This is a genomic window from Pseudomonas sp. FP1742, assembly GCF_030687145.1.
Lineage (GTDB): Bacteria > Pseudomonadota > Gammaproteobacteria > Pseudomonadales > Pseudomonadaceae > Aquipseudomonas > Aquipseudomonas frederiksbergensis_D.
On sequence record NZ_CP117460.1, the window covers coordinates 4,303,538 to 4,315,975 of the forward strand.

The window sequence follows — 12,438 nt, forward strand, 5'->3', positions numbered from 1 at the left end:
ACAGGCGATGGCGGCCCGGCTCCAGTGAGTGGGGTATTTACCTCTATAACACTCGTAAGCCGAGGTGGGTTGAAGGCTGGGGAAGCGCATTAGCAGATGCATATGGCGTTCAGTCGGGCGCCTTCGCGAGCAAGCCTGCTCCCACATTAGACCGCGTCCGCCTGGACAACCCGGCCAACTGTGGGAGCGGGCTTGCTCGCGAAGAGGCCCTGTCAGACACCACAAATCAAACCGCGATCAACCGCTCCCGCAATTTGCCGATTTCGTCGCGCAACTGCGCCGCGGCTTCGAATTCCAGGTCGCGCGCGAGCTGGTACATCTTCTCTTCCAGCTGACGAATGCGTTTGCTGATCTCGCTCGGCGAGCGCAGTTCGGCCTCGTATTTGGCACTTTCCTCGGCAGCCTTGGCCATGCCTTTGCGCTTTTTGCTACGCGAGCCAGGCACGGTGGCACCTTCCATGATGTCGGCAACGTCCTTGAACACCCCCTTCGGCGTAATACCGTTGGCCAGGTTGAAGGCGATCTGCTTGTCGCGACGGCGCTCGGTTTCGCCGATCGCCCGCTCCATGGAGCCGGTAATGCGATCCGCATACAGAATCGCCCGACCGTTGAGGTTGCGTGCCGCCCGGCCGATGGTCTGGATCAGCGAACGCTCGGAACGCAGGAAGCCCTCCTTGTCGGCATCGAGAATCGCCACCAGCGAGACTTCCGGCATGTCCAGGCCTTCACGCAGCAGGTTGATCCCCACCAGCACATCGAAGGTGCCGAGACGCAAGTCACGGATGATCTCGACCCGCTCTACGGTATCGATGTCCGAGTGCAGGTAACGCACGCGAACGCCATGGTCAGCCAGGTAATCGGTCAAATCCTCGGACATGCGCTTGGTCAGCGTGGTCACCAGCACCCGCTCTTCCAGGGCCACGCGCTTGGTGATTTCCGAGAGCAAGTCGTCGACCTGAGTCAGCGCCGGACGGATTTCGATTTGCGGGTCCACCAGACCGGTCGGACGCACCAGTTGTTCGACCACCCGCCCCGCGTGTTCGGCCTCGTAATTGCCCGGCGTGGCCGAAACAAAGATCGTCTGCGGGCTGATGCTTTCAAACTCGTCGAAACGCATCGGCCGGTTATCCAGCGCTGATGGCAGGCGGAAGCCGTATTCCACCAGCGTTTCCTTACGGGACCGGTCGCCCTTATACATGGCACCAACCTGCGGCACGCTGACGTGGGATTCGTCGATCACCAGCAAGGCGTCGGCCGGCAGGTAGTCGAACAAGGTCGGCGGCGCCTCGCCGGATGCACGGCCCGACAGGTAGCGCGAGTAGTTTTCGATACCGTTGCAGTAACCCAGCTCGATAATCATCTCCAGGTCGAAACGGGTGCGTTGCTCCAGCCGCTGGGCTTCCACCAGCTTGTTGTTGGAGCGCAGGTATTCCAGACGCTCCTGCAACTCGACCTTGATCCCCTCGACGGCGTCGAGCAGGGTTTCCCGTGGCGTCACATAGTGGCTCTTCGGGTAGAAGGTGAAGCGCGGCAACTTGCGGATGACTTCGCCAGTCAGCGGATCGAAGGCGGACAGGCTCTCCACCTCGTCATCGAACAGTTCGATGCGGATCGCTTCAAAATCGGATTCCGCTGGATGGATATCAATCACATCGCCGCGCACCCGGAAAGTCGCCCGGGCGAAGTCCACGTCGTTGCGGGTGTATTGCAGGTCTGCCAGGCGACGCAGCAGTGCACGCTGATCAAGCTTGTCGCCGCGATCCACGTGCAACACCATCTTCAGATAGGTTTCCGGACTGCCCAGGCCGTAGATGCACGACACCGTGGTGACGATGATCGTGTCCTTGCGCTCCAACAGCGCTTTAGTCGCGGACAAGCGCATCTGCTCGATGTGGTCGTTGATCGAGGCGTCCTTCTCGATGAAGGTGTCGGACGACGGCACATACGCTTCGGGCTGGTAGTAGTCGTAATAGGACACGAAGTATTCAACGGCATTGTTCGGGAAGAACGCCTTGAACTCGCCGTATAACTGAGCAGCCAGGGTTTTGTTCGGCGCCAGCACCAAAGTCGGGCGCTGTATCTGGGAAATTACGTTGGCGATGCTGAAGGTCTTGCCCGAGCCGGTCACACCGAGCAACGTCTGGTGCGCCAGCCCGGCTTCGATGCCCTCGACCATCAGGCGGATGGCTTCCGGCTGATCGCCGGCGGGCTCGAAGCGGGTGACTAGCTGGAATTCAGACATACATACCTCTGGTTCACTCTTGCCCGGTGACACCGGACAGGAACGAGAAAGACCGCAAACGACCGACGTCGCCCGAGGAAAAAACTGGATTGTGCTCAATGTGGAGCCGTTTGCCACTGCTTTCAAGGCAAACGTCCTACATCGGGTAAAACCTTTGACGACGCCACTCGACCAACGATCGAAAAATAATTGGAAAAACTTACCGTAAAAGCCGAATCGCCTGTCGCCATCAATCACTGATGGCCTCTATACTAGCTCCCCGTTTGTGCACCGCTCTAGTGCATTCGGCTGGAGCGCGACACGTCCCTCCACACTCCATTCAGAGCCGCCGCAATAATGAGCCTGTTCTCCGCTGTCGAAATGGCACCACGCGATCCAATCCTGGGCCTCAACGAAGCATTCAATGCCGATACCCGTACCAACAAGGTTAACCTGGGGGTCGGTGTTTACTGCGACGAGCAGGGGCGAATTCCACTCCTGCGCGCCGTTGTCGAAGCCGAGACGATTCGCGCCGCTCAACACGTTTCCCGTGGTTACTTGCCGATCGACGGCATCGCTGCCTACGACCAGGCCGTGCAGAAACTGCTGTTCGGCAATGACTCACCGCTGATTGCTGCTGGCCGGGTCATCACCACCCAGGCCGTCGGTGGCACTGGCGCACTGAAAATCGGTGCCGACTTCCTCAAGCAACTGCTGCCGAACGCTGTCGTGGCGATCAGCGATCCGAGCTGGGAAAACCACCGCGCACTGTTCGAAACCGCCGGTTTCCCGGTGCAGAACTATCGCTACTACGACGCCGCCACCCACGACGTTAACCGCGCCGGCCTGCTGGAAGACCTGAACGCCCTGCCGTCCGGCTCCATCGTGGTGCTGCACGCTTGCTGCCATAACCCGACCGGCGTCGACCTGAGCCCGGCAGACTGGAAAAACGTACTGGAAGTGGTGAAAGCCAAAGGTCACGTGCCGTTCCTCGACATGGCCTACCAGGGCTTTGGCGACGGTATCGATGAGGACGCTGCCGCTGTGCGTCTGTTCGCCGAATCGGACCTGACCTTCTTCGTGTCCAGCTCGTTCTCCAAATCTTTCTCGCTGTACGGCGAGCGCGTTGGCGCCCTGTCGATCGTCAGCGAATCGAAAGAAGAAGGCGCACGCGTACTGTCGCAAGTCAAACGCGTGATCCGCACCAACTACTCCAACCCGCCGACCCACGGCGCAAGCATTGTCGCCGCGGTGTTGAATAGCCCGGTACTGCGCGCCCAGTGGGAAGAAGAACTGGCAGAAATGCGTCTGCGGATTCGCGGCATGCGCACCCAGATGGTCGACCTGCTGGCGAAAAACGCTCCACAGCGCGACTTCAGCTTCGTCGGTCGCCAGCGCGGCATGTTCTCCTACTCTGGCCTGACGGTTGAGCAGGTAACCCGCCTGCGCAACGAGTTCGGCATCTACGCCCTGGACACCGGCCGCATCTGCGTTGCCGCGCTGAACCAGAGCAACATCGACGTTGTGACCAAGGCCATCGTTCAGGTGATCTGAGTCATTGCGTGATATGAAAACGGGAAGCCATAGGGCTTCCCGTTTTTTATTTGTCTTTGATAATTCCCAGTTCGGCGACCGGTCGCTCTAGACTGCACGCAGATCAAAAATGTGGGAGCGGACTTGCTCGCGAAAGCGGCGGCACATCCAGCATAAATGTGACGGTTGGACCGCTTTCGCGAACAAGCCCGCTCCCACAGATTATGAACACACCCGAGAATTCTTGAGAACCCACATGAAAAACGACGACCTACGCGCCGACCGCGATGAGCTGGACCACTTCGTGCCCCGCTCCTCGGCCAAACGCGGTAATAACCTGGTGCTGCAAGTGGCCGCGGGCGTGTTCCTTGGCGGCCTGGCCTTGTGGCTGGTGCAACTGGCCGCCACGATGCTGTATGCCAAGCTGATGCTCGGCACCATTACTTTTGGCGGTTAGGCCAGTTCGCTCGCACGCTGGCTGGCCGCATCGTCATAGGCTACATAAAGCGACTCGGCCACCTGGCTCTTGATCGCCTTGGTGCTTTCCAGACCCAGGACAAAACCTTCGGCTTTACCGCCTGCGCGGTTCAGATCGTCAGCGGTACTGGCCTGAGTAATAGCGTCGAGCAGTTTCTCGGCGTGCGGGCCGACACCTTTGGGCAGGCTGATCTGAGCGATGCTCATGCAAACACCCCACTGTTTCGGGGTGTGAAGGCTGGGTGATTCATGGCGCGTACCTTTTCGGCTGAGGGCCGGCAGCGCGTGTCACCACTTCCGGGCAGCCATGGTAGACCTCTCCCGCGCTTCTGGTAACCGCCGATGGCCGATAAACCTCCCTCTGATCCGATGAAAACATCAAATTGCCAACAGAGGCTTGACTTCTCTTTTTGAATCAGTAACATACACGCCATTCCGCGATAGCTCAGTTGGTAGAGCAAGTGACTGTTAATCACTGGGTCCCTGGTTCGAGTCCAGGTCGTGGAGCCAGACAAGGTTCCAGAGAAGGCTTTCAAAATCTCTGAAACCCCCGAAAAACCCGCCTTCTGGCGGGTTTTTTCGTTTTTGCGTTCTGTCGGATTCCGGTGGATACCAGCCATTTTAAGGGTAGATTTTGGGATAAAGGTCAGTTCGATAAAAGGGAGTACCCTTATGTCGCGCACTACTGCTCCACTCTCCGACGCCGCTTGCCGTTCGGCCAAGCCCACAGACCGCGCCTACAAGCTTTTCGACGGCGACGGCCTTTACCTTCTAGTCCAACCCAATGGCCGCAAAGGCTGGCGCCTTAGATACGTCAAACCTGATGGCCGGGAAGGACTGACCTCTTTCGGCAACTACCCCATCATTGGCCTCGCCGATGCGCGCCGCAAGCGCTTGGAGATCAAGCGAATGCTGGCGGATAGCATTGATCCCATAGGAGCCAAGAACCAAGCCAAGACGCAAGCCCTGATCAAAGGCCGCACCTTTGAAAGTGTTGCTCTCGGCTGGCACACGGAAATGTCAGCCAAGTGGGCACCGGACTATGCCAAGACAGTGATGAGTCGCCTCAAAACCCACCTCTTCCCGCTGATCGGCGCCCGATCTATTGTCGACCTAGATACCCACGACCTCATGCGGCCCCTGGAAGCGATCAAGAAGCGTGGAACGATAGACATTGCTTTAAGGGTACAAAACTACTTGCAGAGCATCATGCGCGAGGCAAAGCGCCTCCGGCTTATCACCGTGAACCCTGCGTACGACCTCGTAGGCTCGATCAAAGCCTCACGAGTCGTCCATCGTCCCGCTTTATCCTTATCGCGCTTACCTGAATTGCAGGAACGGATCGACACTTATAAAGGCCGCGCACTTACCCGGCTGACAGTCTTACTCTCGCTGCACGTGTTTGTACGCTCCAGCGAGCTGCGCTTCGCCCGCTGGAGCGAGTTCGACCTCAAGCGTGGCATCTGGGAAATACCCGACACGCGACCAGCGTTGGAAGGCGTACCCTTTTCCACAAGGGGCACGAAGATGGCAGGCGATATCCATCTTGTACCCTTATCGCCGCAAGCGGTCGCCCTGCTCGAGCAGATCCACGTAATCACTGGCAAATTTAACTTGGTGTTCGCAGGCGATACCAAGTCTTGGAAACCAATGTCCGAAAACACGGTGAACAGCGCACTTCGGAAGATGGGGTACGACACCAAAACCGAGATCTGCGGGCATGGGTTTCGTTCGATGGCCTGCAGCGCACTGATCGAGTCGGGTTTGTGGACGGATACAGCCATCGAGCGGCAGATGAGCCACAAGGAACGCAACAACGTCCGCGCCGCTTACATCCACAAGGCCGAGTTCATCGAGGAGCGCAGGCTGATCATGAACTGGTGGAGTCGCTACCTTGAGGCTAATCAGCAGAAGCATGTCAGCCCACGCGAATTCGCCAATCAGACGGGGGCGAATGTCACTCGCCTAAAAGCAAAACGTGGCGCAACCGAGTAAGCGCTCGGTCTTCATATCTCAGTGATCCGCTTGTCCACGCGGGTCCATCCAAACAGGGCTGCAAAGCCGCCCTGCTTGGATGGACCTCACTTAAAAAATCTAAAGCCCACGCAACTGTCTGTGGAAAACCAATGATTTCCACCGGTGGATAATTTCATCCACAGCCGCAGAACTCCCGAAAATTCGAGCCTTGACCCGAATTCTCCACAAGCGTAGAAAAGATCGGGCAAAGCGCTGTCGTTGACAGCAACCCAGGTAGCCAGAACCTTTGAGGCTACGCCATACCGTGGTGGTTCTCCCAAAGTGCGATTAGCGTCCGGCGGCTCGCACGGTCACTGCAATGTGATGGATGCCTACTTTTACCAGTGTGCCCACTGCGGCAACTCATCCCGTTTCATAGCCGCCCTGCAGCAACCTATCCGCTTGGCCATTTCCTTGCGCCAACCTGCGCCCGTCTCTTTCTTCTGGAAAGAGACGGGCGCTCCTACCGCTGCTGCAGCCCAACTCGTACAAGGCTTTGCGGCATTCCCCCTCGTGACAATCGGCGTGACAAACACCGAAGTCACCGGCAACAGCGATGCAGATGATGGTGCCGCAGCCCAAGGAATGGACTGCACCTGACTGACAGTCAGGCATGCCCCGGTCATCGCATCCCTGCCTTCACCTGACTCAAGATCTCGCGGCACCGGTTTCGTCAGCCAGTGCAGCCTCCACCCGCCCACCTCTTCGGAGGTGCTCAGGAGGCTAGATCATGAGATGCCCAAGCTCCCGGTCGTAAAGAGCCGTCAGTCCCGCGTTAGGGGACAACCCTCACAGGTCGCGGGGGCCTTGATCCCTGATAACACTCAACATTCTTGGCGGGATGACGTGGGGAATGTTTTAAAGCTTTGGCTTCAAGAGGAGTTCGATCATGGCACTGGTGGACAGGCGAGATGGACGCAATTTTGGCTATGGCCGGCAACTGAGTTATGCCGGGCCGCAGGCGCTGAAAGATCTGTTTGGCGACGGGCACTACGGCACGGTCAAGGCGCACAGTGATCGCTGGCAGGCATTTGTACGCTGGTGTCGGTCTGAGGATGGGCCTGGCGTCAACGATGCGCGACAGATTGATCGGCAGACCTTGTTGGACTACTCCGAGCATCTGCGCCAGCAAGTTGAACAAGGTGCTATCGGCATCGCCACTGCGCAAAACCGGTTATCCAGTGTGAATCGGACCATGGCCGCGCTTCGCGGTGATCTGTATGTGAAAGTGCCGAGTCCGAGTACGGCGCTGGGAATGCGGCGCACCAGTGTTCGTTGCTCGGTTCCGCAAGGCCAAGACCGCGAATACGTTAAGAAGATCGTAGAGGTGCTTTGCGCACACCAGCAGCCGCGTGCCGCCGCCATCGCGCAGTTGGCGCGAGCAACCGGAATGCGCATGCGTGAGGCCATTTTGGCCAACCTACCCCGACTGCAAGGTGAGGCTAGGCAACTCGAGAGGATCAACATCCAGGACGGCACCAAAGGTGGCCGCTCGGGAGCTTCGGCTCCTCGGTGGATAACGATGGATGAGCACATCCGCGACGCACTGGCATTCGCCCTTCAAGTATCGCCTGACGGTAGCCGCAACCTGTTGGCACCGCACGAAAGCTACCTCGATTTGCAACGGAGAACCGTCCGCCCTGCCCGGGACATTCTTCATAAGCACGGGCTCAAAGGCTTTCACGAATTGCGGGCGGCCTATGCATGCGAACGCTATGAGCAAATCACCCATCATCCGGCACCCATCAACGGTGGTCGTTGCTATCAACTCGACCGACATCTCGATCAGCAGGCTCGAGCACAAATCAGCTTTGAGTTGGGGCACGGTCGTATTGATGTGGTGTCGGCTTACATCGGGGGCCGAGCATGAGTAACGCATTCGATATGGAGCTGTTTCTGGCGGGCGTCCTGACTGGATCTCATACCACACGCCAACGCCACCTGCGTCAGGCGAAGGCCATTCAAGCGGCGATATATTATCGCTGGCAACGCGACAATCCATGGACTTGGCAGCAAAAGCATCTCGCATGGTTCCTAAATCACCATGTGAACCAGCACGCTGAATCGACGCGCTATTACTATCTGCTGACCGTGCACACGCTTGCTCATCGCCTAGGAAAGTCCTGGAAGTTCAACCGCCAGGCGAAGGTCAACAACCGGCCGATTCTGTTGAAGAAGTCGGTTTTCAACGTTGCGTTACCGATGTAGTGAAAAACGACCTTCTAAAATCGCGTATACGCAACGATCTCTCTTTGGGTAAGGGGTCAAGTCCCCCCTAGAAATGCCTCGAAACTACCGGAGGCGACTTTTTCAACAGAATCGGCCAATAGCAGTCTCTCACCATCTATATTGGGTCAATTGCAGCCGCTCAGGGACGATTGGAATTTGACTAAGAATCCATCAGTCAGGGGGTAGACTTATCGGTACAACTACTGGATTGGTTTGACGGACACTACGTCGAAATACCTAAATCTCTTCTTTTTCGCCTCATTTGTTGCATCTTGTTCAGCAACAAAGAGAGTCAACAGCTTGTTCGCGATCATCGTTTTTTTTCTGGCAGCATTGCAAGCGCTTTGCCAGAGTATCTATTTTCTTAAATGTCACTTGAGTAGAAAAACTCAGTGAAGATTTCGCTCGCGGTCCTGTTGCCTGATAGGAAGTGGTAGCGCGAAATTCTCGAATGGAACATCTCGTCAGGCAAGGAAATTGGGAGCAAAGAGACTTTAGCGGGCATTAGCATCGATCGTTAACAGCAGGAAAAATGGTAATCCAATACCATCCCGAGTTGAAAAAAAAGCAAAACGCTGCAAAAAAACGCACTACCGACAGATGACTGAATCTGTGGCGCACCGCATTGGTGCAAGACAAATCCAGATCAAAGAGACTCGAACGTCTTGTATAGACAGGTATTGCTCAGTACATAACTCTATAGACCTAGCTTGGAAAGTATCGTTAACGAAAATGAGAAACGTCCAATTACCGACACAAAAATGACCTGTAACTCACTGTTTTATATATGTTTTAAGTGATAAGCACTTAAAAAAGTGAATTTGGATTTGACCGAATGAATGCGGTCAATTACGATTGGCCCACAAGTAACCCCTGCCCCTTCGCGACATGTGCAGAGTTGAGATATCAGACTATGGATGGTAAGTTTTTTTGAGGTCTAATTAGACCGTACTTATGGAATACGCACTAAAAAATGCGTAAATGATTTTTCAATTTATCACGGCACTTCCAGTGGATTTATCCCTCCCTTGAAGATTTGGTCACAGCTTGCTACCTGCCGGCTGACCATAAATTCGTGTAAATCATTCGATTGAACGATCAACCCAGATCAGGCTATCGATCTAGTACATAGTATCGCCTATAAAATACTTAGTGATTTTTCATACCCTTTTCTTTACATGGCTACTAAAGCGTCTAGGCCGAAATGCTTGCGCTTCGTTCCATAAAAACGGGTCCGTTGAGTCAAGTATATGGCTCGCACAAAATGCAGTTTTGGTTGTGGATAAATGCATGCTGAGGTAGGCATGTAGTCCTTGCGGCGCAACAAAAAATAAAATCAGACTTACTATATCTAACGCATAAGTCATCTAGTGGCACTCGGCATCGCTGGGCGTCACGGTACGAGTGCGCGCGGCGGTTGAGAAATCCATCTGTAACTCAGCAACACTTTGCAAGTGTTACAGGGAAGTTTTGAGTAAGGACATCAACTCTAATGAATGCTTCAGATATCAGCGCAAGGTGCTCAGTCATGGACGTCGTAAACATGGAAATGGAACATTATCATCTCGTCGGAATCGGCGCTGGCCCCGCAAATTTGAGCCTGGCAGCGTTACTCCACAACAACGAGAAAGCTCCAAATTTGTTTATTGATCAAAAGCAGCAGTTCTCTTGGCACGACGAACAGATGCTGGATGGAGCTACATTGCAGGTTTCAATATTTAAAGACCTGGCCAGCCTTTCTGATCCAACGAACCGCTTTACTTTTCTTTCCTATCTTCATGACCAAGGGCGAATCTATCACTTTCTCAATGCCCAATTCGCTCAGGTACCCCGTCGAGAATTTAGAAACTACTTAGCTTGGGCTGCCGAGAAAAATGAAAACGTAATATTCGGCGAAAAAGTTCTGCATATTAATTTCAATGACGCTTTTATCATTAAGACTAATAAACGCACCATCACCGCCAACAATATAGCTATTGGCGTGGGTACCCAACCTTGGGTGCCAGAATTTGCTAAGCCGCACCTTGGAAAAGAGAATTTTCACATTTGTGAATATCTGCAGAAGTCCTCCAATCTTGCAGGTAAACGAGTTGCTGTCGTTGGCGGTGGACAATCTGGCGCGGAGGTGTTCCTGGACCTTCTGTCCAGACCATTTCACGAGCGCCCGTCCCAGATCTGCTGGATTTCGCGCCGTAGAAACTTTTCCCCGATCGATGATTCAACCTTCACCAATGACACCTTCATTCCAGATTACTCTAACTACTTTAATCAACTCCCCCCCAGTGTCCGGAATAAAACAATTAAGGAAAACATCCTGACCTCCGATGGGATATCCGAACACACGCTACGAGCGATATATCAGAAAATTTACTATTCTCGCTTCGTCGACAATGATGGACGTGCTATAGGCTTATACCCAAACCGCAGCGTCCTAGATATTACACCTTCGAAAGATATAGCCGGCGAATGGAAGTTGACGTTGATCCATAACGACTTTCCAGAACAACCCGAAGCTCTGGAGATCGATGCCGTAGTTTGGGCCACCGGCTTCAGCCCCGCAAGTAAGGACTTTCTTGCGCCACTGAAAGAACGCCTGCGCAGCGAAGGCGGTGAGTACGTAGTGGATGATGATTTCGCAGTACAGTGGGATGGACCGGCGAATAGAAACATATTTATGCAAAATGGTGTGCGCGGCCAGCGTGGGCTTCCTGATGTCAATTTAAGTCTGAATGCCTGGCGGGCGCAGCGCATTGTTGGACGACTCCTCGATAAAGCCCAACCCAAAGAGCAATTGTCCTCGTTCATAACATGGAAAGGACTAAAACCTGATGACGTAACAGAAAGTACCGTCTCATCATTAATCGGGTTCGATACTTTAAAAGTAATGTCTAACGGACGCTAAGCAACCTAAGTTAATAGTGGGACTCATTATGACTTCAACAGATATTGCAATTGTTGGCGGCGGTATCGTGGGCGCTATGATTGCGACTCGCTTGGCAGAACAGTATCCAGAGAAATCGATCACTGTTCTGGAGCGAGATCTGATTGGCACCGGGGCTACAACTCGATCGGCCGGGGTACATTTTCCGCGAGGGGTATCAGAGCGTGTACGTTTCATGGCCGAGCAAAGTCAGGAGTATTATCTACAACTGAAAGCAGAGACTGGAGCGCCAATATTTCCGGTACCCATGACACTGATAGCTTCACCCGAACAGCAATCGCAGATCGAACTGTGCTACTTGGCCAAGGCCGAATTAACCTCGATTCCTCGGGAGGCCCCGGAATTAGCTGGCATATCCATCCCTAGCGATTCCATGATATGGCGGGTGAATAATGCGAGTTTCGCTGATGTTGCCGGATTAACCGCGCAACTTTTCAAGCGCCTACGCAACCATATATCACTTTTTGAAGGTGTCCGGGTCAATAAAATTTCTCTAGGCGATGATTATTGTCTAACCCTTAGTACTGGAGAGAAGATCCGCGCCGATAGGGTCGTCCTTGCGCCCGGCTCATGGGTTAACGAACCTGCCTGGCGACATTTTTTATTCGATCTGCCTATTAAAATAAAGAAAATCGTAGCCGTTCATATCGAAGCTCCGGTTTCAACTACAGATGGCATGACAGTATTTCACAACGAAGATGCTTTTCTGCTGCCTCGTCATGATCGAGGTCACTGGCTATTTAGCTACACCTGTAATGAATGGGATGTAGACCCTGGAACAATTAGCCGCTCCATTTCTGAGCAAGACCTAACTGAAGCAAGATCAATTTTGTCACGCTACATGCCAGAATTTGCTGAAAGAATCAGCTCTGGTCGCGTGTTCTGTGATGCCTATAGTTCAAACCGAGAACCAATAGTCGAAGCACTGGATGGCACTGGACTCATATTTGCGGGAGGAGCCAATGGCTCCGGATATCGCTTGGCGCCTGCGATTGCAGCACAAGTAGTAAAACTCATCTAA

9 protein-coding genes and 1 tRNA gene are annotated in these 12,438 nt (G+C 54.2%); 8 read left to right on the forward strand and 2 right to left on the reverse strand.

Features of this window, described 5'->3' with window-relative positions; all coding sequences use genetic code 11:
- Positions 1 to 226 precede the first annotated feature (226 nt).
- Positions 227 to 2,242 carry an excinuclease ABC subunit UvrB gene (gene uvrB, locus PSH64_RS19225; protein ID WP_305478221.1) on the reverse strand — a complete coding sequence of 672 codons (2,016 nt, stop codon included), beginning with the start codon at positions 2,240 to 2,242 and terminating at the stop codon, positions 227 to 229.
- A gap of 336 nt (positions 2,243 to 2,578) precedes the next feature.
- Here uvrB and PSH64_RS19230 point away from each other — a divergent pair, with 336 nt between their 5' ends.
- Positions 2,579 to 3,775, forward strand: coding sequence for an amino acid aminotransferase (locus tag PSH64_RS19230; RefSeq protein WP_105346686.1), 1,197 nt, complete (start codon positions 2,579 to 2,581; stop codon positions 3,773 to 3,775).
- Between the two features lie 235 nt (positions 3,776 to 4,010).
- The gene (locus PSH64_RS19235) at positions 4,011 to 4,211 is read left to right on the forward strand and encodes a hypothetical protein (RefSeq protein WP_007935214.1); all 201 of its coding nucleotides are present in this window, start codon (positions 4,011 to 4,013) and stop codon (positions 4,209 to 4,211) included.
- Here PSH64_RS19235 and PSH64_RS19240 read toward each other — a convergent pair.
- Entirely contained in the window at positions 4,208 to 4,438 is a 231-nt protein-coding gene (locus PSH64_RS19240) for a hypothetical protein (protein WP_305478222.1), read from the reverse strand. The two genes, PSH64_RS19235 and PSH64_RS19240, sit on opposite strands and share 4 nt — an antisense overlap.
- Before the next feature lie 227 nt (positions 4,439 to 4,665).
- Here PSH64_RS19240 and PSH64_RS19245 point away from each other — a divergent pair.
- The 6 genes from PSH64_RS19245 to PSH64_RS19270 all read left to right on the forward strand — a co-directional run bounded on the left by PSH64_RS19245 (position 4,666) and on the right by PSH64_RS19270 (position 12,438).
- Positions 4,666 to 4,741, forward strand: a tRNA-Asn gene (locus PSH64_RS19245).
- A gap of 162 nt (positions 4,742 to 4,903) precedes the next feature.
- Entirely contained in the window at positions 4,904 to 6,226 is a 1,323-nt protein-coding gene (locus PSH64_RS19250) for an integrase arm-type DNA-binding domain-containing protein (RefSeq protein WP_305478223.1), read from the forward strand.
- A gap of 910 nt (positions 6,227 to 7,136) precedes the next feature.
- Entirely contained in the window at positions 7,137 to 8,117 is a 981-nt protein-coding gene (locus PSH64_RS19255; protein ID WP_305478224.1) for an integrase domain-containing protein, read from the forward strand.
- On the forward strand, positions 8,114 to 8,455 hold the full coding sequence (locus tag PSH64_RS19260; protein ID WP_305478225.1) for a hypothetical protein: 342 nt from the start codon (positions 8,114 to 8,116) through the stop codon (positions 8,453 to 8,455). Before PSH64_RS19255 ends, PSH64_RS19260 begins: the two co-directional genes overlap by 4 nt.
- 1,549 nt (positions 8,456 to 10,004) lie before the next feature.
- A complete protein-coding gene (locus PSH64_RS19265) occupies positions 10,005 to 11,378 on the forward strand; it encodes a lysine N(6)-hydroxylase/L-ornithine N(5)-oxygenase family protein (RefSeq protein ID WP_305478226.1) in 1,374 nt (457 codons plus the stop codon).
- A 28-nt stretch (positions 11,379 to 11,406) separates the two neighbouring features.
- A complete protein-coding gene (locus PSH64_RS19270) occupies positions 11,407 to 12,438 on the forward strand; it encodes an FAD-binding oxidoreductase (protein WP_305478227.1) in 1,032 nt (343 codons plus the stop codon).